Below are 23,057 nucleotides of genomic sequence, written 5' to 3'. Positions count from 1 at the left end.
GGCGATGCTGCGTACCCGCATGCGCGCTATGGAGTGCGGTCCGGAAGAAGAGCTGGTAGATACGCTCCCTGGCCTGGCACGCTTGCTTCCCGCAGGTGGCCTGGCGCGCCGGCAGGTGGTGCACTGTGCGAGCTGCCCGGCGCTGGTGGTGGAGCTTATCTGTCACCTCACCGCCCGTGGCGGGTATGTGGGAGTGGTGGGGTGGCCGGATTTGCTACTCGCACAAGTGGCCGAGGAAGGCGCTATCGAACGCGTGGTAACCGTGCCGGATCCGGGCCTGGAATCCTGGATGGTGACGGGAGTATTGGCGGAAGGGCTGGACCTTGTTGTCCACCATGGGCCGCCCGGCGAGGTGAGCCCTACCAAGGCGCGGCCGGTGCTGGCGAAGGTGCGCAGCGGGCGCGCGGCGGTGCTTACGGTCGGCACCCGGCTGCCGGGCACGGCGGTGGGGATAGGGGCACGGGTGAGTGCTTACCGGGGCGTCGGCAAGGGCAGTGGGCGCATTCGCGGCGTGGACATGGACGTGCAGGTGACCTCGAAGCAGGGGGCCTCGCGCGGGGTGCTCACGGTGGGTGAGCGTCGCCGGTTGGAGGCCGTATGAGGGTAGCGGCCGTCTGGTTTCCGGATTGGCCCATCCAGGCCGCCGGCGGGCAGGGCCCTATGGTTATTGCGCGCAATCACGCGGTGGCGGTGTGCGATAAGGAGGCGCGCCGGGCGGGGGTGCGGCGGGGGATGCGCCTGCGCCAGGCCCAAGCGCTGTGCCCCGAGGCCGCAGTGGTGGAGGCCAATCCGGATCGGGATGGTGCGGCGTTTGCGGAGGTTGCGGCCGGCTTAGATGCGGTGGCGTCTTCGGTGGAGGTGCTGCGCCCGGGCCTGGCGATTGTGGATGCGGGCGCGGCGCTGCGCTACCACGGAGAGAAAGCACTAGAGATGCTTGTCGACGCCTCATCGTACGCCGGCTTCGACTCCACCCTCGGCGTCGCCGATGAGATTGCCACGGCCGTCATCGCAGCCCGGTACTGCGGCGTGGGCGCGGTGGTGCCAGAGGGCGGCTCGCGGGAGTTTTTGGCTACCCAGCCCATAGGCGTGCTGGCGGCCGATGAGGCCTTGGGCTTTGAGGCTGGGTTTATCGCACAGCTGGACAAGCTGGGCGTGCGACGCCTGGGCGACTTAGCCGCGCTGCCGTTTAAGCAGGTAGCCACCCGGTTTGGCGAGCCTGGCCGGCGCGCCCACGAACTGGCCCAGGCCCGTGCGGATAGGCGCGTGGCCCCAGAGTTGGCGCGCCCAGACCTGGCCGTGGAAATGGAAGAGCGCATCGAGCGTGTGGACGCGGCCGCCTTCGCAGCTCGCCAGTTAGCGGCCCGGCTGCATGCCCGCTTGGAAGAGGCCGGCAAGGTGTGCCTGCGGCTGCGCGTGGTGGCGGAGTTTGGCACCGGTGAGGAGCTGGCGCGGGTATGGCGCACACAGGAAGCGCTGACGGAACAGGCCACCGCGGACCGCGTGCGTTGGCAGCTCGATGGCTGGCTCACGCGCGCTACTGGTGAGGGCGCGGCCATTCGCCGCCTAGCGCTGGAGCCGGTGGAGGTCGCCGCCCCGTCCGCTGCAGGTCTCTGGGGCGGGGAGAGCTCGCAGGAGCAGGTCAAGCGCGTGATCGCCCGCGTGCAATCGCAGCTGGGGGTGGATCGTGTGCTGCAGCCGCGGGCGGTGGGCGGCCGTGGGGTGGCCGAGCGCATCGAGTATGTGCCCTATGGCGAGCAGCGCGACGCCCCGCCGGACGGCGAGTGGCCCGGCCGCATTCCCGCGCCCCTGCCCGCGCGGCTGGGCGGTGGGCCGAACCACCCGGCCGCGCGCATTCGGCTTATCGACGCCGCCGGGCGCCCCGTCTTCGTTACCGCCGAGGCCCTCTTGTCCGGGGTGCCGGTGGCCTTGGGCTGGGGCGCGCATCGCTTCCGCGTGCTGGGCTGGGCCGGGCCGTGGCCGGTGGATACGCAGTGGTGGACCGATACCCCGCAACACGTAGCGCGCCTGCAGGTGGTGGGCCAATCCGACCACGAAGAGCATCAGCGGGCCTGGCTGTTGGTATGGTCCGGCGGTCGCTGGCGGGTTGAGGCGACCTATTAATCGCGAATATCGACCACGAGGCGGGTGGGGTTATCGAGCACCTGCACGGAATAAGGCTTGCGAGAGGTCATGCCGATGACAAATTGGCAGCGGCCCTCGTAGGTGCCGCCATTGACCACTTGGGTGACAATTCCTTCCGTAGGGGCATCCACCACGCCGATGCGGGGATCGTCCTTGCCTGCCTCGAAGGGGTAGACCACGCCGTCGATATTGACGTTGAGTGCGGTCTCGCCGGAGTGGTCAATGGTCTTGCCGGAGCCCTGCTGCGTGGGCGTGTCGGCATAGTCCACGAACCAGCCGGGAGTGCCGCCGCCGTCGAGCTCGAAGACGACGCGCTCAAAACCCTCGTGCCGGCCGATGCGCACGTCGGTCACCGTGAGCTCGGAGGGCGCCTGCGGCCGGAGGGTTTTCATCTCCATATTGGCCTGGCCTAGCGGATTGAGCTGGGAGTTATCCGCAGACGCGGCCATGGTGGTGCGGTCCGTCTCGTGGGCGGCGCAGCCGCTGAGAGAAGCAGCGACGAGAAGCGTTGCGGCGAGACGGACTTTCAACATGTCCCCTAGGTTATATTTTCGGCCGTGAACTGTATAGCTGAGGGGGTACTTCGTGGCCGAATTGTTGCCAAGGGTGTGAGCTGGAATGCAGAAAGGTTAGGCTTAGGTATATGACCGAGTTCTGTTCAGATATCCAGGTAGAGCCGCTGCCGGGCACGGCGAAGAAGGAATCCGTCTATGTGCTTTTCGAGTGGCCGGGTGGATGGTCGCGAGACGTGCTTGATGGCGATACCTTTGGGCCGGAGCTCACAGCGCAGCTTAAGTCCAAGCTGAAGGGCGCGGCGGGGCTGCAGCTTATTCGCCGGCCGGGCCGCAACGGTCGCCAGGTGGGCAAGATGCACCGCTGCTACCTGGTGTGGGCCGAACAGGGCGTGATGGAACTCGTGCTGCTGACGGGCCCAGAGAAAATCCTCGATCTGGATCTGACCGGGCCTGGCCGCAATGGGGGCGGCGCTTTGGATACGCCGCTGGTGCTGGTGTGCACGCATGCGAAGCGCGATACGTGCTGTGCGGTCAAGGGCCGGCCGCTGGCCGCGGAGCTGGTGGCGGATTACCCGGATATGGTGTGGGAGACCTCGCACACGAAGGGGCACCGGTTCGCGCCGTCGGTCATGCTTATGCCATGGGCCTATTCCTTTGGCCGCATGAATAAAGAAGCCGCCGCGCAGATGATTGCGGCGGCGGCGAAGGGGAAGTATTTCTACCCGGTAAATCGCGGGCGCGGTATTTTCGGCCCGCGCGGCCAGGTGGCGGAGTTGGCGGTGGCCCGCTCGCTTATCGACGCCGGCGAGGACCTCTCCTATGGCCAGCTCACCGCCACCGACGGCGGCGAGGTCAGCCACACTGACGGCCGGCGCTGGCGCGTGGCGCTCGAGGAGCGCGAGGTAGAAGGCGTGGTCTCCTCCTGCGGCGATGCGCCGAAGAAAGGCCAAGCCATCGTAGCGACCGGCGTGGAGCCGGTCGCGGAGTAGGCTGCGCGGGGCGGGGGCGGCGTCGGCAAGCGGGGGCTAGCGGCGCATGACCTTGGAAGAGAGCCAGTTGCCGAGGAACTGGGCGGCCTGCACCAGCACGATGATGATGAGCGTAGCCACGACGGTGACTTCCCACTCGAAGGCGCGGTAGCCGTAGACGATGGCAAAGTCACCCAAGCCGCCGCCGCCGACGTAGCCGGCCATGGCGGACATATCCACGATGGCGATGAACAGGAAGGTGTAGCCCAGAATCAGCGGGCCGAGGGCCTCCGGAACGATGACGGAGGTAATGATCTTCCACGGCGAGGCACCCATGGAGCGGGCGGCCTCGATAACACCGGGATCGATGGCCACGAGGTTTTGCTCCACCACGCGGGCCACGGAGAAGGTTGCGGCGATCACCATGACGAAGGTGGCCGGGCCGCGGCCGATGGAGCCGCCCATTACAGCGACGGTCAACGGCTGGGCAAAGGCCAGCAAGATGATGAACGGGATGGGGCGGACGAAGTTCACCAGCAGGTTCACAATGACGTAGACAAACCTGTTTTGCAGGATGCCGCCCGTGCGGGTGGTATAGAGCAGCATGCCTAGGCCAAGGCCGAGGATGCCGGAGACAATGAGGGTGGTCGACACCATGATGAGGGTATCGACGATGGCATCGGCGAGCGAAGGGCCGAGGCGGTCCCAGTTGGCTTGGGCGAGGTTGGTGACGGTCATCGTGCAATCTCCTCAATCTGGGTGGTGGTAGAAAGCGTGCGGTAGAACTCTTCGATGGCGTTATTATCGCCGCTAAGCCGCACGGTCAGCTTGCCAAAGGAATGCTGCTGCAACGTGGTAATACCGCCGTGCACGACGGCGATGGACACGCCGGCCTCTTTAAGCCGAGCGGCGGCGGTGAAGAAGCCGGATTCCTCGGTGAGGTTGATGGTAAACAGACGGCCTTCGTGCGCAAGCAGGTCGTCGGTTTCGACGACGTCGGGTTCGTTGCGCAGCGAGGTGGCCACGAACTTGGCGGCCACGGAGGTCTGCGGGTTGGAGAAGACCTCATAGACGCTGCCTTGCTCTACTACGCGGCCGTTTTCCATCACGGCGACCTTATCGGCGATGGAGCGAACGACTTCCATCTCGTGGGTAATAACCACGATGGTGATGCCGAGTTCCTTGTTCACCCGGCGCAGCAGGTCGAGGACTTCCTGCGTGGTGGTGGGGTCGAGGGCGGAAGTGGCTTCGTCGGCAAGCAGCAGCGAAGGGTTGGTGGCCAGCGCACGGGCAATGCCAACGCGCTGCTTCTGGCCACCGGAAAGTTGCTCCGGGTAGCTCTTGCCCTTGTCTCCCAGGCCGACGAAGTCCAGCAGCTCTTGCACGCGCTGGGCGCGCTCTTGCTTGCCGACGCCCTGCAGCTGCAGCGGGTATTCAATATTGCCGGCCGCGGTGCGCGAGCTCATCAGGTTGAACTGCTGGAAGATCATGCCGATATTGCGGCGAATGCCACGCAGTTTCCGCTCGGACATGCCAACGATATTGGTCTCGTCGAGCAGTAGCTCGCCAGAGGATGGGGTGTCCAGGCCGTTGATCATGCGCACGAGGGTGGACTTGCCGGCGCCGGAATAACCAATGATGCCGACGATTTCGCCAGGCTCGATGGTCATGGAGACATGGTCGAGCGCCTTAATTCGCGCTTTTTTCTGCTTAAAGATCTTGGTGATCTCGCGGAACTCAATGCGGGTGCCGCGGTGGGTGGAATCTGCCACGTGTTTGCGTCCTTAGCTAGGAAAGTGCCAAACCCCGCCGGGGGCTCCGGCGGGGTAAAAGCAAGGGTGATTAGTCCAGATCTGCTTCGAGCTTATCCAGGATCTTCTGCAGATCCTCCTGGCTGCGCTCCACCTCAACAGAGGTACCGGCAGAGTCTTCGTCGACGCCCTCCTGAACGGCGTCGCTGTGCCATAGCTCGGCGAGCTTCTTGATGTCCTCGTTATCGGCATCTTCCTCGCGAACGGCGAAGACATTGATGTACGGCTCTGCCTCTTCAGAGTTCGGGTCGTCCTGGAAGATGGCGGTGGCTGGGTCGATGCCGGCGCGCTCCAGGAAGGAGTTATTGATAATCGCCGGGGTGCCCTCGCCGTGTGCGGACGTGGTCTGTGCCGCGTCTACCGGGGTGACCTTGACCTTGGACTTCTTCTCATCGATGTCCAGCGGGGTGGGCTCCAAGTTGTCCTTGTCCTTCAGGGTGAGAAGGCCGGCCTGAACCAGCACGTTGATGGCGCGAGCCTGGTTGGTGGAGTCATTCGGGATGGCGACCTCTTCGCCCTCGATGCCGTCGAGGGAGTCGTGGTCCTTCCAGAACAGTGCCAGCGGCACGATCTCGGTAGCCACGATAGGCACCAGGTTGGTGCCGTTGCCGTGGTTATACTCCGCCAAGAACTTCAGGTGCTGGAAGTTATTGGTGTCCAGCTCGCCCTGGTCCAGGGCCTGGTTCGGGGTGTTGTAATCCGCGAAAGGCTGGATATCGATGTCATAGCCTGCGTTCTTTGCTTCCTGCTCGAACGCTACCCAAGCCTTCTTTGCGTCATCGGTGGTGCCGACTTTGATGGTCTTGGAGTCATCGGAGTCGGAAGAGCATGCCACTAGGCTGGTGGCAGCGATGGTTACGGCGGCGGTAGCAGCCACTACGCGACGGATCTGCATGGGGAATCCCCTTCTTGTAGGAGTTGAAATAATTTGCTTGTTTAGCAACTTAGCAATCAGCGAACCGCTTTGTCTATTGCGGGCATCACGTCTCACCGGCTTGTCTAGAACAATGATTCGATATTACGCTGTGTGGGGTGAAATTTAATGGCGGAAAGGCGCTGTCGTGGTCGCGGGTGGAGCGTATCCTCTCCGGCCGTGAATCTGCTGCGCCCGTGTCGGTTAATCACCTTCATGGGCCAGCGGATTCTGCTCGGCGTGGTCACTCCGCCGTCCCCTTCGCGGAGTTGCACGCGGTAAGTTCCTATAGCTTTCTTGACGGCGCCGCCGAGCCGGAGGAACTGGTGGCCCGAGCTGTAGAGCTGGGCCTTGAGGGGCTGGCCATTGTAGACTGCGATGGCTTTTATGGCCTGATGAAATTTGCTGAAGCCGCAGCTAAAGCAGGACTTCCCGCCGTATATGGTGCGGAGCTATCGCTTGCGGAGGCCCCGGTGACCGTGCTGGCACGCACTCCGGAGGGCTATCGCCGCCTGTCGCGCCTCATCGCGCGCGCCCGAATGGAGGCTGGGGAGAAGGATCGCGTAGCTTATCCGCCGTTAGATGAGGTGGCACGCGAACTGGAAGGGGAGTGCTTCTTTCTGGTGGGGCCGGAGGCGCTAGCGGAAATCGATAACCTGCTCGAAAGAATAAAAATAGACAGCATAGTTCTCGAATATTCGTGCAGCATGTCCCCCGAGGATGCGGATCAGCACCGTTTCCTCGATAAATACAATAACCTGCGGGCCATCGCAACCGCACGGCCCGCGGCCGCGACCCGCGACCAAGCTCGGCTCGCCGCCGCCAAGCGTGCCCTAGCCCGGCGCGAATCCCTTGCGGCCGCCGCGCCGCACGCCCACCCCATGGGTGCTGGCTGGCTGCGATCCGGCGAGCAGATGGCGCAACTCTTGCCGGATCGGCCGGAGCTCATCGCCGAAACCGTGGCGCTCGCCCGAGAGTGTTCCTTTACCTGGGACGCGCTCGCTCCCAACCTGCCGCATTTTCCGGTGCCGGAGGGGTATACCGAAATGAGCTGGCTGGAGCATGAGGTCTGGCGCCGCGCTAAGGACCGCTATGCTTCGCGCCCGGCCGAGATCAGGCAGGCGGCAAGGAAACAGATTCGGCATGAGCTGGGCGTCATCAAGCAGCTGGGCTTCCCCGGCTACTTCCTGATTGTGTGCGACCTGGTGGATTTTTGCCGCCGCGAGAATATTCTGTGCCAAGGCCGCGGCTCGGCCGCCAACTCCGCGGTGTGCTTTGCGCTGGGCATTACCAACGCCGAGCCCATCTCCGCGCAGCTGCTCTTCGAGCGCTTTCTCTCCCCGGACCGCGATGGCCCGCCCGATATTGATATCGACATCGAGTCCGGCCGCCGCGAGGAAGTTATTCAGTATGTCTACCGCACCCACGGCCGCGATCGCGCCGCGCAGGTGGCCAATGTCATTACCTATCGCCGCAAGGGAGCTACGCGCGATGCCGCCCGCGCGTTGGGCTACCCGCAGGGCTCGGCCGATGCGTGGTCGAAAGGTACCTCTGAGCCGCCTGCCGACGTCTCCTCATTAGCCGAGCAATTCCTCGGCCAGCCCCGCCACCTAGGCATCCACTCCGGTGGCATGGTGCTATGTGATCGGCCCATTGCGGACGTCGTTCCTATGGAATGGGCGCGCATGGAAAATCGTTCCGTATTGCAGTGGGATAAGGACGATTGCGCGGCCGCCGGCCTGGTGAAATTCGATCTCTTGGGCCTAGGCATGCTGGAGGCGCTGCACCATATGATCGATGCTGTGCGCGCCACCACCGGCCGCGAGGTGCACCTGTGGGAGCTCGACCTTGCCGAGCCGGAGGTCTATGACATGCTCTGCCGCGCCGATGCGGTGGGCGTCTTCCAAGTGGAATCCCGTGCGCAGCTAGCCACGCTGCCGCGCCTGAAGCCGCGCCGCTTCTTTGACTTGGTGGTCGAGGTCGCGCTCATTCGCCCCGGCCCCATCCAGGGCGGGTCCGTGCACCCCTACCTGCGCCGCCGCGATGGCCTTGAAGAGGTGACCTATGACCATCCGGTGCTGGAAAAATCTCTGGGCAAGACGCTGGGCATCCCGCTTTTTCAGGAGCAGTTGATGCAAATCGCGGTCGACGCCGCCGGTTTTCCGGCGCCGAGGCCGATGACCTGCGCCGCGCCATGGGCTCGAAGCACTCCCCGGAAAAGATGGCCGCGCTGCGCAGCCGCTTCTTTGCCGGCCTGCACGAGACCAACGGTATCGAGGGTGAGGTGGCAGAAAAGCTGTGGGCAAAAATCGTGGCCTTCGCCGCCTATGGTTTTCCGGAATCGCACTCGCAGTCCTTTGCCTCGCTGGTGTATTTTTCCGCGTGGTTTAAATACCACTACCCGGCGGAATTCTGCGTGGGATTGCTGCGTGCGCAGCCGATGGGTTTCTATTCCCCGCAGTCGCTCATCCAGGATGCTCGGCGTCACGGCGTGCAGGTGCTGCCGGTAAGCATTAATGACTCCGGCGCCCAGGCCCGTGCGACGGGGTCGTCCGAGATCCGTTTGGGCCTTAACCTCATCAAGGGGCTGGGGGAGTCTGCCGCCGAGCGCGTGGAGGCGGCCGCGCCTTTTACTAGCGTGTCTGATCTTTCGCGCCGGGCGGATCTCAGCGTGGAGCAGGTGGAGGCGCTGGCTGCGGCCGGGGCGTTGGAGTGTCTGGGAATGGAACGTCGCCAAGCGCTGTGGCAGGCTGGCGTCGCCGCCACCGAGCGTGAGGGCATGTTGCCCGGTACGTCCGCCCTGGCCTCGCCGCACCTGCCCGGTATGTCCGCGTTTGAGCTCATGGCTACCGACGTCGCCGCTACCGGCGTGACCCATAATCAGCAGCCGATGGAGCTGGTGCGTGCCTCGCTTGCCGACGTCCTTCCTGCCTCCCAGCTCCCCCATGTCCCCGATGGCACCCGCGTGCGCATCGCCGGCATTATTACTCACCGCCAGCGCCCGCGCACTGCTTCTGGCCTGACCTTTTTGGGTGTGGAGGATGAAACCGGCCTGATGAACGTGATGGTCTCACCCGGATTGTGGTCGCGGCATAAAGTCCTAGCCCGCACCGCCCGCGCGATGATCATCCGCGGCATCGTGCAAAATGCCACCGGCGCGGTCAGCGTGGTCGCGGATAAGCTCGAGCCGTTGGACTTTGGCGAATTCCTCTCCCGCGGCTCCCGCGACTTCCGCTAGTTGCCGCCGCTGCGCAGCTCGTCCGCGTTGAGCTTATTGGCCAATTCCTTGGCTACCGCAAACGGAATCCACAGCAGCTGGATATAGATGAGCTTGGCAAAGAAGATGGCGATATTGGCCCCCGAGGTCGCCTGCTCCACCGCAACGTGCTCCGCGCCGAAGAAGCGCAGCCCAAAAGCGGTGGCGCCGGCGACGAGGAAGAGCACTATGGCCGTGGCCAATGCGGTTTTCAGGCCTTTGTTGCGGGCGTCGGTATGCAGGCGCAGCTCGTACTCATCCATTTCCGTAGTGGGAACGTCGAGGTGCCGAATGGACTGGCGCAGCCACGTGGTGCACATGGTCGCCGCAATGCCAGCTATCGGCCACAGCAGATTAGACAAGCCAAGCGCGAAGAAGTGCAGGGCCGCCGCCACGATGGCCAGGCCGAGAAAAATGTCGCCGGCTAGGATCAAGCGCTTGCGGCGGGAAACAGAGGCGGGAATTGTGGTAGCCATTAGGAATTCTTCCTATAGATTTCAGTGGACATAGGGGCAAATTCCTGGCGGGAAAAGATAGCCTCCACCGGAAGGTCAAAGACTTCGCAGACGCGAAAGGCTAGGTCCAGGCTGGGGGAGTGGTCCCCGCGCTCGAGGGCTCCGACGGTCTGGGGATTGACGTCGATGGCCTCAGCCAGCTGCGCGCGCGACATGTCCCGCTCGGCGCGCAGCACGCGTACCCGGTTATAAATGGGTGCGGAGGGCTTCTTCTTTGGGGACATGAGTCAAAGTATTGCATAAACCCAACACCCTGGCAAGGGTTGTTACTCGACGCCGAAGATATCCCCCGGCTGACAATCCAATGCCGTGCACAGTGCTGCCAGGGTGCTAAAGCGTACGGCCTTGGCGCGATTATTCTTTAGGACGGAGAGGTTAACTGGGGTGATTCCTACTTCTCTAGCGAGCGCTGCGCCGGTAACGCCGCGCTCTTCCATGATGCGGTCGAGGTGGCAGATTACTTGGGGTTCATGTGTCTCAGACAAGACCTTCGACCTCCTCCTCCAGCTTGCAGCCGCGCTTGATGGCAGCTGAGAAGAGCTGCAAGGTGCAGACGAAGAGGTAGGGCAGGGCAAGCTCGCCCAGAGACGTTCCGTCCTGGCTGGCCCACCAGTCGATTCCAAGCTGTGAGGAGGCCCAGTTATTGCCCAGGCCTTCGAGTACGAACCGTCCGATAAACCAGACGAGGATGCCGGTGGTCATTCCGTTCAGGAGGCGGATATTTTTCGTATTAAAAACCTGCCCGCGAAGCATTGGCTTGACCAGACGGTAGGCAAAGAACGCGATAATCAAGATTGCTGCAATCTTGGCAACGAGCGCCGCAGTGAGCATCCAGAATGGTCCGCCGTCGAGGTTGTGTTTGCTTAGGCCTTCTGGGATGGCTGCGCTCAGTGCGGTGGAAAAGTGGCCGGTGGCAAGGTCGTGCAGGTAGGTGGGGCCGAGGATGATGATGGTGAGGAGGGCGAGACCGGCTGCCGCATTAATTTCGCGGCGCTCGGCCTTGGGGGCGGGTTGTGGGGTGGTCATGACAATCCTTTCCGCCGATAACTTATCGACTTTCGATGTTGTCGTAAGTCGATAATATCGAGTAACGATAAGTGGCGCAAGGGTGTGGCCCGATTGATACAGTCAATAACTATGAGCGAAGAAATGAATCCCGTCTCGCCACGCCTGGTGACCTCGCGCTATATCCACCACCTGAGCTGGATGTTTCTGCTCGCCGCGGCCGCCGCTGCTGCAGGCTTTTGGTGGACCCCGTGGTTTTATTGGGCGGCCGGAATTTTCGTCGCCCTTTTCTTCTGGCTGCTCTGGCTCATCCCCGCCCAAGTGCGCAATATGGGCTGGCTCGAAACCGACGATGAGCTACTTATCACCCGCGGCAAGCTCTGGCATTCCTTCACCGTGGTGCCCTACGGCCGCATCCAATTCGTCGACGTCACCTCCGGGCCCATCGACCGCGCGCTCGGGTTGAAAAAGTTGCAGCTCCATACGGCCTCGGCCAGCACGGACGCCACCATTAAGGGCCTTGAAGCCCCGCTTGCCGACGCCCTCCGTACCCGCCTTGCCCACCAAGCCCGCGAACGGATGAGCGGACTATGAGTGATCAGTCCAGCACCACACCGCAGTATCAACGCGTCCACCGGCTCACCCCGCTGCTGCGCCTGTGGTCGGTAATCCTGGCGCTTATCGCGGCCTTCGCCCTCAACGTCAACATGGCGGCCCTGCGCGATATCTTCGCCTTCATCACCGGCGAACACCGCGGCGAGGCCTTGCGTGATACCGCCCTCGCCCTCGCCGGTTTCATCGCGGTCTGCGCGGTGGTGTGGCTCGTCTCCGGCCTATGGTGGCGCCGCATGGGCTATCGGCTCGGCGCAGAAGAGCTTTCTTTGCGCCGCGGCCTATTATCTGTCCAGCTGCGCACCGCACGCTATGACCGCACGCAGGCCGTTGACGTCGTCGAGCCCGTCATCGCCCGACTCTTTCGCCTCGCGGCCGTGCGCGTGGAAACAGCCGGCGGCCAGTCATCCGTCATCGAAATCGCCTACCTAAAAAAGTCCGACGCCGAGGCCCTACGCGATGACATCCTCGCCCGCGTCCATGGCGCACCCACACCAGCCGCCACCGACACTGACATCGACGCAACCGCCGCCGACGCGACCAGCGCCCACACACCCGCCGCGACGGCCGAAGAACCGGCCCTCGTGCCCGAAATCCCGATCGCGCGCTCCCTGATTGCGGCCGCGTTGCGTACGTCCACGCTTTTCCTCGTCGGCTTCCTCATCCTTGTGGTGGTTACGCGGTTGCCGCTCTCGACCGCGCTGCCCATTCTCGTCGGTCTTATCCCGAATGTGTGGAACGTGCTCGATTCTTCCTGGCGCTATACCGCCCGCACCGACGGCGAGGTGCTCAATATCACCTACGGCCTGGCCGATCGCCGCCGCCAAAGCATTCGCCTCGACCGCATCCACGCCGTGCAGATAACCCAGCCCTTCCTCTGGCGGCCCTTGGGCTGGTACGAGGTGAGGGTTTCGGTGGCGGGGTATGGGGCGTCGGCAAGCGGCAAGGCTTCTGGCTCCACTCGCATCCTTCCGGTGGGCACCCTCGCCCAAGCCCGGCAATTCCTGCCGGCCGACGCCGCACCCACCTACGCCTCGCCAGCCCGCGCCAAGTGGGTCTCCCCGCTGGACTACCGCCAACAAACCGTCGCGCTCACCGGCGACTACGTCATAGTGCGCAACGGCCGGCTCAACCGCCGCGTCAAGGCCATCCACACCTCCCATATCCAGGAGCTGACCTATCGCCGCGGGCCGATTTCCCAGGCGCTCGGCCTAGCCACCGTCGGCCTCGACCTAGTCCAAGGCCCGGTGCGCATGGATGCGCGCAACCTCACGCTTGCCGACGCCACCGCACTCCTTACCCAGCTACGCTCCCGCCAACTGCCGGATTTTAAACCGCCCCGTTAAAGCCCAGCTGGCGCCAAGCCTCGAATACGGCCGTCGACGCCGAATTCGACAGGTTCATCGAGCGCCTAGCCGGCACCATAGGAATGCGCACACGATCCGTCACGCGCGGATGGTTAATATGCTCCTCCGGCAGGCCGGTCGGCTCCGTGCCAAAGAGCAGGACATCGCCTTCCTGGTATTCGATATCCGTAAACCACTTATCCGTATGTGTGGTAAACGCGAAGACGCGTGCCCCCGGCAGCGCGTCCATGCAGGCCTGAAAATCCTTGTGGATCTGCACATCGGCCAGATCGTGATAATCCAGTCCGGCGCGCTTTAAGTGCTTATCGTCGAAATTGAAACCCAGCGGCTCAATCAGGTGCAGGCTCGCGCCCGTCACCGCGGCCGTGCGGATGGCGTTGCCCGTATTAGTAGGAATGACCGGGTTATCAAAGACAATGTGCAGCTGGCTCATGCCTTCAGTCTAGGATGGTGGCTATGAGCGCTACCAAACTAGATGGCACACTGTACCGCGATGAGATTTTTTCCGACCTCGCCCAGCGCGTGGCCGCGCTGAAGGAGAAGGGGATTACCCCCGGCCTCGCCACCGTCCTCGTGGGCGAGGACCCCGGCTCCCAGTCCTATGTGAAGATGAAGCACCGCGACTGTGAAAAGCTCGGCATCAACTCCATCCGCAAGGACCTGTCGGCCGATATCACGCAGGAAGAACTTGAGGCCGTTATCGATGAGCTCAACGCTGATGATGCCTGCACCGGCTACATCGTCCAGCTCCCGCTGCCGAAGCACCTAGATGAAAACGCCATCCTCGAGCGAATCGACCCCGCCAAGGATGCCGATGGCCTGCACCCGGTTAACCTGGGCAAGCTCGTGCTCAACGAGGACGCACCCCTGCCGTGTACCCCGAATGGCTGCCTGCACCTTTTGCGCCGCTTCGGCGTTGAGCTCAACGGCGCCAAGACCGTGGTCATCGGCCGCGGTGTGACCGTTGGCCGCCCTATTGGCCTGATGCTTACCCGCCGCAGCGAGAACTCCACCGTCACCCTGTGCCACACCGGCACCAAAGACCTGGCCGCTGAGACCCGCGAGGCCGATATCGTCATTGCCGCCGCTGGCCAGCCCCACATGCTCACCGCGGACATGATTAAGGAAGGCGCCGCGCTTCTCGACGTCGGAGTCTCCCGCGTCGACGGCAAGCTCACCGGCGACATCCACCCAGATTGTTGGGACAAGGCCGGATTCGTCTCGCCGAACCCTGGCGGCGTCGGCCCGCTGACCCGTGCCTTCTTGGTGCGCAATATCGTCGAGCGCGCGGAAAAGTTGGCGTGAATCTAGATAATCCGCACGACGCCGGCCTCGCGCCCTCCCCGCTGCCGCCCGCCGCGCAGTGGGCAGCAATCGGCCTCTTCGTGGCCGGCGTGGTCGTCTCCGGCGGCTATGCCGTCTTCGAATACTGGCGCCGGGCCACGTTCCTCCTCGGCCTGGCCTTGCTGTGGCTCACCGTGGTCCGCCTGACGTGTGATTCCAGTCGCGTCGGCGTGCTGGCAGTGCGCTCGCGCCGCTTCGATGCCTGCTTTACCGGCCTGCTCGGCGCCACGATGGCCTTTCTGGCCTTCTCGGTGGACTCGCTCGGCAGCTAGTTGTCCACAGGTTTTTGTAGAGCCATCACCCAACTCGGCCCTAAATGGTGTAGTTCGGGCGGTTATCCACAGGTCACCGCCCGCCACCGCGCGTCGGCATGCGCGGCCGGCTTAGGCTCGGGGCCATGATTTCGAACTACCTGGCTGCCGTGAACTCCCCGATGGTGCTCATCGAGGAGTGTGCTGGGCTGTCGGTAGAAGAGCTCGTCGATAAGGGCTTTAGCGACCGCGAAGCCGCCGAGTTCGCCCGCCTTGCCGATACCTACTTCGGCCGCACCTCCTTTCGCGCCAAACAGCGTACCGCCCGCCGCACTACGCTGCCGCTCGACGCGCTAAAAATCATCGAGCATTACGCCCAAAAGATGAAAACCCAGCGCGCGGCCTGGGCGCTGCGCGAGGAACTCTGCGCCCTGCGTGTGGCTACCAGCGAGATTGAAAAGCGCGCCCGCCGCCTGGTGCGCGAGGAGCGCACCACCAAGCGCTCCGAGGGCGTGCGCCTGACCCGCCGCCGCGACGACCTGTGGACGCTGACCATTACCGCCGAGTCCGAACTGGTGGCAGAGATTAATAACCATGTCTCCACCGTCGCCGATGCCCGCCGCGTCTTTTCCCAGGGCGCCGCCGCTTCCACAATCACCACCAATGTGGTGCTCACCCTCAATGAGATGGTCAAGGTCATCCACGGCGAGGACGTCACCTTGCAGCTAACCAATGGCGCGCAAATCTCCGGTGCGGACCTTGCCCGCCGTGCGCTTGCCGACGTCGGCCTTATCACCCTCATCCACCCTGTCACCGGCCCCGTAAACCTCTATCAATCGCGGCGCCGGGCTACATGGAAGCAACGCCAGATGGCGATGGCGGAAAACCCTGTGTGTCCGTGGCCCGACTGCCATACGCCGGCGGATGAATGCCAGGTCCACCACCTCACCCCGTGGTTGCTCGGTGGGGACACGAATCCCGAGAATCTCACCATGGCCTGCAAGTATCACAACGGGGTCAATGATGATGACCCCAATGCGCCGCCGCGCCGCGGCCGGCTCGAGCGCCGCCCCGGTGAAGGTATCGTCTGGCGCCCGCCCTGGGCCACACCGCCCGAAGACTGCTGAGCCCCGTCCCGCCTCTGCTCGCCACGACTGGCCATAGGACCAGCGCAGCGTGCCGCACCGCTTATAGTTAGTGCGCGCTGCGCGGCTTCGGCGATCGCGGATGCAGCGAGCCTTTAAATCGAGTACTCGGTGGGATCGCCCGCCGCAGAATCGATGCCCGGGTCCGGTTGGGAAAGCGTGAGGAAATTGCGCAGGATGCGATCCATCTGGCGTGACTCGGTAAGAAAAGCGTCGTGGCCTACAGGGGAGACAATCTTCGCCATCGCCAGCAGGTTGCCGAGGTTGCGCGAGATGTGTTCCTGCTGGTGGTACGGGTACAAGATGTCCGTGTCCACGCCGACGACCATGGTCGGTATCTCGGATGAGCTCAGCGCGCGGTTAAGGCCGCCGCGGCCGCGGCCGATATCGTGGCGGTTGAGCGCCTCGGTGAGGGTGACGTAGGAGCCGGCGTCAAAGCGATCGGCCAGCTTGATGCCCTGATAGTCCAGGTAGGAGTTGACGGCAAAGCGCTCATTGCGGCGGCGGTAGGGCCCGAGCGGGTCCTCGCCGGTCTGGGCCTGGACACCGAAGCGCTCGTCGATTTCCTGCTCGCCGCGATACGTCAGGTGCGCAATGCGACGCGCGGCCGCCAGCCCCTCGCGCGGGCGCTGGGCGGAGGCGTAGTAATCGCCGCCGTGCCAGAAGGAATCCTGCTCAATGGCCGCGATTTGCGCCGACTGGATGCCTATCTGCCAGGCGGAAGCGCGGGCCGATACGGCAATGACGCAGGCCGCATCAACGGCCTCGGGGTGCATCAGCGTCCACTCCAGCGTGCGCGCGCCGCCCATCGAACCGCCAATGATGGCGTGGACGTGGGTGATGCCGAGCTCGCGGAGCGCGGCACGCTCGGCCGTAACGAGGTCACGCACGGACAGCGCGGGGAAGCGCGAGCCCCAGGCACGGCCGTCGTCTGGGTGCGGGGAGGCGGGGCCGGTGGAGCCGCCGCAGCCGCCCAGTGCGTTGGTGGCGATAACGCACCACTTCGTCGTGTCTAGCGCCTTGCCAGGGCCGACTAGATCGGCCCACCACTCGGCCACATTCGAATCACCGGTTAGGGCGTGTTCAACCACAATGACGTTATTGCGGCCGTGGGGATCGCCGCGGAGGTGGCCGAAGCGGTGGTAGGCAATGTGGGCGTCGGCAAGCGTGGCGCCGGCTTCGGTGTGAAAGTCGCCGATGCTAACTAGCTTCATGCCAGCGCGCTAAAGCCCAGCTCGAGGTCCGCGATGATGTCATCGATGTGCTCGATGCCAACGGACAGACGGATGGTGGACTGGGTGATGCCGGCCGCGGCAAGCGCAGGCTCGTCGGACTGGGAGTGCGTAGTGGTTGCCGGGTGCACGGCCAGGGAGCGGGTATCGCCGATATTGGCGAGATTGGAGTGGAGCTTGAGGGCGTCGATAAACGCCCAGGCTTCCTCGCGGCCGCCGTCGATGTCGAAGGAGAGCACGGAGCCGGTGTAGGCGTAGCCGAGCTTTTCCTTGGTGGCCTTATACGGCGAGGAATCCAGGCCGGCGTAGTTGACCTTGGTGACCTTGGCGTGGCCTTCCAGGCACTCGGCAACGGCCTGGGCGTTGGCATTGTGCTTTTCGACGCGCAGTCCCACCGTCTCAATTCCATTCAGCGTCAGCCAGGCGTTGAAGGGGGAGATGGCGGCGCCGGTATCGCGTAGCAGGCCGGCGCGGGCCTTGAGTGCGAAGGCTGGGGCTCCGAGATCGGCGTACTTCAGGCCGTGGTAGGCCTCGTCTGGGGTGACGAAGTAGGGGAAGACGGGCTCGCCGTTGCGGGTGACGGTCCAGTCGAAAGAGCCGCCGTCGATAATCGCGCCGCCGATGGCCGAGCCATTGCCGGTGTAGAATTTGGTGGTGGAAACCACGACGATGTCCGCGCCGAGGTCCAGCGGCCGGGCGAGGGCGGCGGTGGCGATGGTGTTATCTACGATGAGCGGGACCTGGTTGTTGTGGGCGACCTCGGCGATGGCCGGGATATCGAGGACATCGGCCACGGGGTTGCCGAAGGTCTCGCCGTAGAAGGCCTTGGTATTTGGCTGGACGGCGTCCTGCCAGGATTGCGGGTCATCCGGGTCCTCGACGAAGGTGACGTCGATGCCTAGGCGCTTGAGCGTGACGGTAAAGAGGGTGGAGGTGCCGCCGTAGAGGCGCGGGGAGGTCACGATGTGGTCGCCGGCCGAGGCGAGGTTCAAAATGGCCGCGGTCTCGGCGGCTTGGCCCGAAGCGAAGGCGACGGCCGCGACGCCGCCCTCGAGGGAGGCGAGTCGCTCTTCTAACGCGTCCTGGATGGGGTTGGTCAGGCGGGTGTAAATGGGGCCGGCGTCGGAAAGATTGAAGCGGTTGGCCGCGTGCTCGGCGTCGTTAAAGACGTAGGAAGTGGTCTGGTAAATCGGCACGTTGCGGGCGTTGTGGTGCCCGTCGAGGTTTTGGCCCGTGTGTACGGAGCGGGTAGCGAAGGACCAGTTGGAGTTGGAGTTATCGTATTTCGTCGTCATGCTTGGCAAGACTAGACCAAGCGGTATGTCTTGCGAACGGGTTTTGGAAAACCCGCTGGCAGAAACGAGAATAAAAATAGACCAAGCGGTCAGTGTGTGCTTGGTCTGGTGGGGTGCCTTGCTTAGCGGTGACGGTCTTGTTTCTCGAGCTGTTCGGCAATGCGGCGGGTGTTTGCGCGAGTTTCGTTGCTATTGCGCACGAGCTTGACCACGATGGCGATGATTCCGGCGAGGATAAGAAACGGAATGAGTATGAGCAGGAATTCAAATGGGCCGAGGGACATATATTGCCTTTCGTTTATGAACGTTGGCATTACGGTATCACTCGCGTAGGGCGGCCGCGACCGCGGACAGGCTCGTGCGCAGTTCGGTGTCGCTAAGGTGGCCGAAGCCGAGGACGACGCCGTCTTCGGCGTCGGCGCCTCCCCAATAATCGCGCAGCGGGGTGAGCTTGATGCCGCGGGCGGCGGCGCGAGGAGCAACGGCGGGATTGCACAGAAGGACCGCGTGGAGGCCGCCGTGGATGGGGAGGAGCTGGGCGCCATCGATGGCGCCCAGCGTTTCGGCCACTAGGTTGCGGCGGCGTTTATAGGTGCGGCGCATGCGGCCGGTGTGGCGTCGTAAAGCGCCGCTGGCAAGGTAGTGGGCGAGCGCGGCTTGGGGAATGGCGCCGACGGGTTGGCCGAAGACCTCGCGCACGCGGTCAACGGCCGGGCGCAGGCGCGGCGGGACAACAAGGTAGCCACAGGCAATGGAGGGGGAGATGACCGAGGAAAAGGTGCCCAGCAGTACGGTGTGCTCTGGAGCGAGCGCGGCAAGGGCGGGCAGCGGCTGGCCGACATAGCGCAGTTCGGAGTCAAAGTCGTCCTCGATGAGGAGGGCGTCGTGTGCGCGGGCCCATTCGACGAGCTCCGCGCGCCGCGCCGCTGGCAAGGATCCTCCATAGGGGTGCTGGTGGGAAGGAGTAACGATGAGAACGTCGAGGTCCACGGTGGGGACGGTGACGCCCTCGGCGTCGGTGGGGACGTCGACAAGCGTATGTCCTAATGCCTGGGGCACGCGGCGCAGGCTGGGGTAGCCCGGCGACTCTACGCCCACTCGAAGCTGCCCGCCCAGCGCGTGTAGTAGCACCGATAAACCATCGCGGGCGCCGGCGGTCACCACCACGTAGGCCGGATCGACGGTGAGTCCACGCATGTGACGCAGGTGCCCGGCTACCTCGCGAGGGAGATCGCCGGAGGGGTCCACCGCTGCCTGACGCCACGCTGCCCTCCATTCGGGGGTGAGGATCCCGGCGGTGTCCGGAAGGCCTGGGGTGAGCTCGATGTGTTTCGGGGTAGGGGCGGGGTGCGGCGCGGGTTGAGGCTGTGGAGTCCGGGCGTGGGGGAGGCGCGGGTTGATAACGGTGCCCGACCCGACCTCCGCGGTGAGGTAGCCCTCGGCCGTGAGTTGGTCGTAGGCGGTGACCACGCTGCCTCGGGAAATGCCGAGCTGCGAAGCCAAGTGGCGGGTCGAAGGAACGCGCTCGCCTGGCAGGAGGACGCCGGCGGCGACCTGGGCGCGTAGGGCTGCGGCTACTTGCACGGGCAGCGGCCGCGTATCAGAGGGATCGAGGCGAAGGGGCACGGACCCATCATAAGTGGTCTAATCCAACACGCTGAAAATGGCTCTTGTCTTGTACCAATTATGTGGGCCACTATGGCACCTATGACTGAACAGGTAAATGAACAAGGACGCGCTACCACGCGCGTGAAGCGAGGACTAGCCGATATGTTGAAGGGCGGCGTCATCATGGACGTCGTGACCCCGGAGCAGGCGCGCATTGCGGAGGACGCGGGCGCGTCGGCCGTGATGGCGCTGGAGCGCGTGCCGGCCGATATCCGCGCGCAGGGCGGCGTGGCCCGCATGTCTGACCCAGAGCTTATCGAGGGCATCGTCGAGGCCGTGGACATCCCGGTCATGGCTAAGGCCCGCATCGGCCACTTTGTAGAGGCGCAGATCCTGGGCGAGCTGGGCGTGGACTTCATCGACGAGTCCGAGGTGCTCAGCCCGGCCGATTACGTCAACCACATCAATAAGTGGGACTTCGACGTGCCGTTCGTGTGTGGTGCGACCAACCTGGGCGAGGCGCTGCGCCGCATCACCGAAGGCGCGGCCATGATTCGATCCAAGGGCGAGGCCGGCACCGGCGACGTCTCCGAGGCCGTGAAGCACCTGCGCACCATTAAGGCCGAGATTGCCCGACTGCGCCACCTGGACCGAGACGAGCTCTACGTCGCGGCCAAGGAACTGCAGGCGCCGTATGACCTGGTTGCAGAGGTTGCGGAGACCGGCAAGCTCCCGGTTGTGCTCTTCGTTGCCGGTGGCGTGGCCACGCCTGCCGACGCCGCCCTTGTCCGCCAGATGGGTGCCGAAGGCGTCTTTGTCGGATCCGGCATCTTCAAGTCCGGCAACCCGGCGGCGCGCGCGGAGGCCATCGTGAAGGCCGCCACGCTGTACGACGACCCCGCAGAACTCGCCAAGCTTTCCCGCGGCCTGGGCGAGGCCATGGTGGGCATCAACGTCAACGATGTGCCTGCACCGCACCGCCTGGCCGAGCGCGGATGGTAGCCACCGTCGGGGTGCTGGCGCTGCAGGGCGGCGTCGAGGAGCATCAGCGCATTCTGGACGGGCTCGGTGTGGCGACGCGCCGGGTGCGGGTGCCGCGCGACTTGGACGGGCTCGACGGGTTGGTGATTCCGGGCGGCGAGTCGAGTGTCATCGACAAGCTGGCGCGCAGCTTCGGGCTGGCCGAGCCGCTGCGCGACGCCGCGGCCGCAGGATTGCCGGTGCTCGCGACCTGCGCGGGGCTCATTTATTGCGCCCGCGAGCTGGAAAACCCCGCGCCGGGGCAGCAAACCCTGGGGCTGTTGGACGTGACCGTGCGGCGTAATGCCTTTGGCAACCAGCGCTTTTCCGAAGAGCGCACGGTTCCTGTGACGGCGGGCGAGGAAACGCTCGACATTGAGGCGAGTTTCATTCGTGCCCCGCTGGTCACCCGCGTGGGCGATGGCGTCGAGGTCATCGCGACGGTGCCGGGCGAGGACGGCGACGCGGTGGTCGGCGTGCGCCAAGGCCGCGTGACAGCGCTGAGCTTTCACCCAGAAGAAAATGGCGACGCCCGCGTGCACGCCGCCTGGCTCGACAGCTTCTAGGCACGCACACCAAAGCCGCCCCGCAGCGATGAACTGCCCCCCGAAAGTTGGACTGGTTTAATTCTAGGCGGTTAGGGCTTCAAGGGTCTGATTTCGATATTGCATCGGGGTTAGACCCTTGAGTCGTTGTTGGATGCGTTCGGTGTTGTACCACCGGATGTACTCGTCGATTGCCTGGTTGAACTCTGCGACGGTGTCGAAGGCTTCTCCGTGGTACATCTCGGTTTTCAGGTGGCCGAAGAAGTTCTCCATGACCGCGTTGTCGTAGCAGTTGCCTTTGCGTGACATCGATTGGACTCCCTGGTGCTGGCTAATCAGGGTGCGCCATGATGAGTGCTTGTATTGGAATCCTTGATCGGTGTGGATCATCCAGCCCGGCTCTGGAGCACACGCTTTGATCGCCTGCGCCAACGAAGCCGAGGTAAACGCCGTAGACGGCGATGTGGCCACTGTGTGGGCGACGATTGAGCGGTCGAACAGGTCCATCACCGGTGAGAGATACACCTTGCGGCCAGCGACTTTGAACTCGGTGACGTCGCTGACGAAGACAGTGTTGAGCCTATCGGGGGTGAAGTTGCGCTCGAGTGTGTTCTCAGCGATGTAGCTGATTGTGCCAGTGTAGGAGATGTAGGGCCTGCGCTGGCGGATCTTGGCTTTCAAGCCCATGGCGCGCATGAGCTTGTAGACAAGTTTGTGGTTGACCACCCAGCCCTGGTTACGCAGGTCGAGCAGTACCCGCCGGTAGCCGTAGCGGTGTTTGTTGCGCTGAAAACTGTCCCGGATCGCTTGTTTGAGCTCGGCATGTTTATCCGGTGCGGTGAGTCGTTTTTGGTGGTAGAAGAATGTCGAGCGTGCCATGCCGGCCGCATCCAGGAGGTAGTCCAAGCGGTGGTGTGACTTGAGGATGACGATTGCCTGGGCTTTCAGGCGTGTCCCTGGTTCCTCAAGTCTCGCAATTTTTTTAAGTAGGCGTTTTCCGCTTCCAGCCGCTCAACCTGGCGGCGAAGCTTTTCCTCTTCCGTGAGGCGTTTCGGCGCAGCCGATCCTTTGGGCCTGCCCTTCGGCTTCGGGCGCAGAGCCTCGTCGCCGCCTCTGCGCCACTTAGCCACCCAGTCCTTGACGAGGTGGTCGGATGAAAGATTGAACTCTCGGGCAAGATCCATCATCGACTCACCCGCAAGATGACGTTCTACAACTTCCTTCTTCGCCTCGAAGGAGTAGTGCTGCTTGTTTGGTTTCTCCACGAGACATAGTCTGCCACGCAGTTGGAAACGGCGATAAAGTCTACGCGTTGCGTCTCTCGAGACACCGACAACACGAGCAGCGGCTCGGCAACCCATTCCCTGCTCGAAAAGCTCCACTAACTGCTCACGCTGAACTTCACTCAGCGAACTACGTGCTCTCAAAGAAAATGCTCCCCACTAGTTGTTGGCAACTGATTTCTCAGTCCAACTAATGGGGAGCAGTTCAAAATGAACGCTGCGGGGCGGCT

At 63.8% G+C, this 23,057-nt stretch carries 23 protein-coding genes and 2 pseudogenes; 11 read left to right on the top strand and 14 right to left on the bottom strand.

The features are described from left to right. The first annotated feature begins 4 nt into the window (after nucleotides 1–4). Together ACKFRY_RS00280 and ACKFRY_RS00275 are read left to right on the top strand one after the other, a co-directional pair. Nucleotides 5–601, top strand: coding sequence for a hypothetical protein (locus ACKFRY_RS00280; protein ID WP_408923435.1), 597 nt, complete (start codon nucleotides 5–7; stop codon nucleotides 599–601). Beyond that, complete coding sequence (locus ACKFRY_RS00275) at nucleotides 598–2,121, top strand: DNA polymerase Y family protein (protein ID WP_408922965.1); 1,524 nt, start codon at nucleotides 598–600, stop codon at nucleotides 2,119–2,121. Before ACKFRY_RS00280 ends, ACKFRY_RS00275 begins: the two co-directional genes overlap by 4 nt. On the opposite strand, the gene ACKFRY_RS00270 is transcribed toward ACKFRY_RS00275, so the two are convergent. Continuing rightward, on the bottom strand, nucleotides 2,118–2,675 hold the full coding sequence (locus ACKFRY_RS00270) for a hypothetical protein (protein WP_005326812.1): 558 nt from the start codon (nucleotides 2,673–2,675) through the stop codon (nucleotides 2,118–2,120). The two genes, ACKFRY_RS00275 and ACKFRY_RS00270, sit on opposite strands and share 4 nt — an antisense overlap. Nucleotides 2,676–2,785: 110 nt before the next feature. Here ACKFRY_RS00270 and ACKFRY_RS00265 point away from each other — a divergent pair, with 110 nt between their 5' ends. Then, complete coding sequence (locus ACKFRY_RS00265; RefSeq protein WP_408922964.1) at nucleotides 2,786–3,646, top strand: sucrase ferredoxin; 861 nt, start codon at nucleotides 2,786–2,788, stop codon at nucleotides 3,644–3,646. A 36-nt stretch (nucleotides 3,647–3,682) separates the two neighbouring features. On the opposite strand, the gene ACKFRY_RS00260 is transcribed toward ACKFRY_RS00265, so the two are convergent. From ACKFRY_RS00260 to ACKFRY_RS00250, 3 genes are all read right to left on the bottom strand, one after another. Beyond that, entirely contained in the window at nucleotides 3,683–4,363 is a 681-nt protein-coding gene (locus ACKFRY_RS00260) for a methionine ABC transporter permease (protein WP_005322670.1), read from the bottom strand. Then, nucleotides 4,360–5,397 (bottom strand): methionine ABC transporter ATP-binding protein, encoded by a 1,038-nt coding sequence (locus ACKFRY_RS00255; RefSeq protein WP_408919219.1) that lies wholly within the window; start codon nucleotides 5,395–5,397, stop codon nucleotides 4,360–4,362. The genes ACKFRY_RS00260 and ACKFRY_RS00255 overlap by 4 nt, the downstream gene beginning before the upstream one ends. Nucleotides 5,398–5,467: 70 nt before the next feature. Next, nucleotides 5,468–6,331 carry a MetQ/NlpA family ABC transporter substrate-binding protein gene (locus ACKFRY_RS00250; RefSeq protein WP_200435848.1) on the bottom strand — a complete coding sequence of 288 codons (864 nt, stop codon included), beginning with the start codon at nucleotides 6,329–6,331 and terminating at the stop codon, nucleotides 5,468–5,470. A gap of 137 nt (nucleotides 6,332–6,468) precedes the next feature. On the opposite strand from ACKFRY_RS00250, the pseudogene ACKFRY_RS00245 reads away from it, so the two are divergent. Then, nucleotides 6,469–9,587: pseudogene (locus ACKFRY_RS00245) on the top strand (error-prone DNA polymerase). On the opposite strand, the gene ACKFRY_RS00240 reads toward ACKFRY_RS00245, so the two are convergent. From ACKFRY_RS00240 to ACKFRY_RS00225, 4 genes are read right to left on the bottom strand one after another with little or no spacing between them, the layout of a single operon-like run. Continuing rightward, a complete protein-coding gene (locus tag ACKFRY_RS00240; RefSeq protein ID WP_408922963.1) occupies nucleotides 9,584–10,081 on the bottom strand; it encodes a hypothetical protein in 498 nt (165 codons plus the stop codon). The pseudogene ACKFRY_RS00245 and the gene ACKFRY_RS00240 overlap by 4 nt on opposite strands. Then, nucleotides 10,081–10,344 carry a helix-turn-helix transcriptional regulator gene (locus ACKFRY_RS00235; RefSeq protein ID WP_005322660.1) on the bottom strand — a complete coding sequence of 88 codons (264 nt, stop codon included), beginning with the start codon at nucleotides 10,342–10,344 and terminating at the stop codon, nucleotides 10,081–10,083. The genes ACKFRY_RS00240 and ACKFRY_RS00235 overlap by 1 nt, the downstream gene beginning before the upstream one ends. 42 nt (nucleotides 10,345–10,386) lie before the next feature. Further along, nucleotides 10,387–10,605 (bottom strand): helix-turn-helix domain-containing protein, encoded by a 219-nt coding sequence (locus tag ACKFRY_RS00230; RefSeq protein ID WP_408922962.1) that lies wholly within the window; start codon nucleotides 10,603–10,605, stop codon nucleotides 10,387–10,389. Next, nucleotides 10,598–11,146, bottom strand: a complete 549-nt coding sequence (locus tag ACKFRY_RS00225) for a hypothetical protein (RefSeq protein WP_408922961.1) — start codon at nucleotides 11,144–11,146, stop codon at nucleotides 10,598–10,600. The genes ACKFRY_RS00230 and ACKFRY_RS00225 overlap by 8 nt, the downstream gene beginning before the upstream one ends. 111 nt (nucleotides 11,147–11,257) lie before the next feature. Between ACKFRY_RS00225 and ACKFRY_RS00220 the strand changes: the two genes are divergently transcribed. Further along, nucleotides 11,258–11,719, top strand: a complete 462-nt coding sequence (locus ACKFRY_RS00220) for a PH domain-containing protein (RefSeq protein WP_005326799.1) — start codon at nucleotides 11,258–11,260, stop codon at nucleotides 11,717–11,719. After that, nucleotides 11,716–13,083, top strand: coding sequence for a PH domain-containing protein (locus ACKFRY_RS00215; protein WP_408922960.1), 1,368 nt, complete (start codon nucleotides 11,716–11,718; stop codon nucleotides 13,081–13,083). The genes ACKFRY_RS00220 and ACKFRY_RS00215 overlap by 4 nt, the downstream gene beginning before the upstream one ends. On the opposite strand, the gene ACKFRY_RS00210 is transcribed toward ACKFRY_RS00215, so the two are convergent. After that, a complete protein-coding gene (locus ACKFRY_RS00210) occupies nucleotides 13,067–13,537 on the bottom strand; it encodes a tRNA (cytidine(34)-2'-O)-methyltransferase (RefSeq protein ID WP_005322648.1) in 471 nt (156 codons plus the stop codon). The two genes, ACKFRY_RS00215 and ACKFRY_RS00210, sit on opposite strands and share 17 nt — an antisense overlap. A 23-nt stretch (nucleotides 13,538–13,560) precedes the next feature. On the opposite strand from ACKFRY_RS00210, the gene ACKFRY_RS00205 reads away from it, so the two are divergent. From ACKFRY_RS00205 to ACKFRY_RS00195, 3 genes are all read left to right on the top strand, one after another. Continuing rightward, nucleotides 13,561–14,409, top strand: coding sequence for a bifunctional methylenetetrahydrofolate dehydrogenase/methenyltetrahydrofolate cyclohydrolase (locus ACKFRY_RS00205; RefSeq protein WP_005326797.1), 849 nt, complete (start codon nucleotides 13,561–13,563; stop codon nucleotides 14,407–14,409). Then, complete coding sequence (locus tag ACKFRY_RS00200; protein WP_286688006.1) at nucleotides 14,406–14,720, top strand: DUF3017 domain-containing protein; 315 nt, start codon at nucleotides 14,406–14,408, stop codon at nucleotides 14,718–14,720. Before ACKFRY_RS00205 ends, ACKFRY_RS00200 begins: the two co-directional genes overlap by 4 nt. A gap of 125 nt (nucleotides 14,721–14,845) precedes the next feature. Next, nucleotides 14,846–15,826 carry an HNH endonuclease signature motif containing protein gene (locus tag ACKFRY_RS00195; protein WP_250408789.1) on the top strand — a complete coding sequence of 327 codons (981 nt, stop codon included), beginning with the start codon at nucleotides 14,846–14,848 and terminating at the stop codon, nucleotides 15,824–15,826. Between the two features lie 113 nt (nucleotides 15,827–15,939). Here ACKFRY_RS00195 and ACKFRY_RS00190 read toward each other — a convergent pair whose 3' ends face one another. The 4 genes from ACKFRY_RS00190 to ACKFRY_RS00175 all read right to left on the bottom strand — a co-directional run bounded on the left by ACKFRY_RS00190 (nucleotide 15,940) and on the right by ACKFRY_RS00175 (nucleotide 19,997). Continuing rightward, nucleotides 15,940–17,058, bottom strand: a complete 1,119-nt coding sequence (locus ACKFRY_RS00190; RefSeq protein WP_408922959.1) for a homoserine O-acetyltransferase — start codon at nucleotides 17,056–17,058, stop codon at nucleotides 15,940–15,942. Beyond that, nucleotides 17,055–18,371 (bottom strand): O-acetylhomoserine/O-acetylserine sulfhydrylase, encoded by a 1,317-nt coding sequence (locus ACKFRY_RS00185; RefSeq protein ID WP_408922958.1) that lies wholly within the window; start codon nucleotides 18,369–18,371, stop codon nucleotides 17,055–17,057. Before ACKFRY_RS00185 ends, ACKFRY_RS00190 begins: the two co-directional genes overlap by 4 nt. A gap of 122 nt (nucleotides 18,372–18,493) precedes the next feature. Beyond that, on the bottom strand, nucleotides 18,494–18,655 hold the full coding sequence (locus ACKFRY_RS00180; RefSeq protein WP_200435841.1) for a hypothetical protein: 162 nt from the start codon (nucleotides 18,653–18,655) through the stop codon (nucleotides 18,494–18,496). Nucleotides 18,656–18,692: 37 nt separating this feature from the next. Beyond that, nucleotides 18,693–19,997 (bottom strand): PLP-dependent aminotransferase family protein, encoded by a 1,305-nt coding sequence (locus ACKFRY_RS00175; protein WP_408922957.1) that lies wholly within the window; start codon nucleotides 19,995–19,997, stop codon nucleotides 18,693–18,695. A gap of 81 nt (nucleotides 19,998–20,078) precedes the next feature. Here ACKFRY_RS00175 and pdxS point away from each other — a divergent pair, with 81 nt between their 5' ends. Both pdxS and pdxT read left to right on the top strand, forming a co-directional pair. Further along, a complete protein-coding gene (gene pdxS / locus ACKFRY_RS00170) occupies nucleotides 20,079–20,981 on the top strand; it encodes a pyridoxal 5'-phosphate synthase lyase subunit PdxS (RefSeq protein ID WP_040424867.1) in 903 nt (300 codons plus the stop codon). Further along, nucleotides 20,975–21,565: a pyridoxal 5'-phosphate synthase glutaminase subunit PdxT gene (gene pdxT, locus ACKFRY_RS00165; RefSeq protein WP_408922956.1), complete on the top strand. Its 591-nt coding sequence runs from the start codon at nucleotides 20,975–20,977 to the stop codon at nucleotides 21,563–21,565. The genes pdxS and pdxT overlap by 7 nt, the downstream gene beginning before the upstream one ends. Nucleotides 21,566–21,628: 63 nt before the next feature. Here pdxT and ACKFRY_RS00160 read toward each other — a convergent pair. Beyond that, a pseudogene (locus ACKFRY_RS00160) lies at nucleotides 21,629–22,889 on the bottom strand (IS3 family transposase). Nucleotides 22,890–23,057: the final 168 nt, after the last annotated feature.

It is taken from the genome of Corynebacterium tuberculostearicum (genome assembly GCF_046097255.1).
GTDB classification, from domain to species: Bacteria; Actinomycetota; Actinomycetes; order Mycobacteriales; family Mycobacteriaceae; genus Corynebacterium; species Corynebacterium tuberculostearicum_J.
The sequence above is the reverse complement of the archived record's forward strand: the minus strand, read 5'-3'. Positions and strand labels throughout refer to the sequence as shown.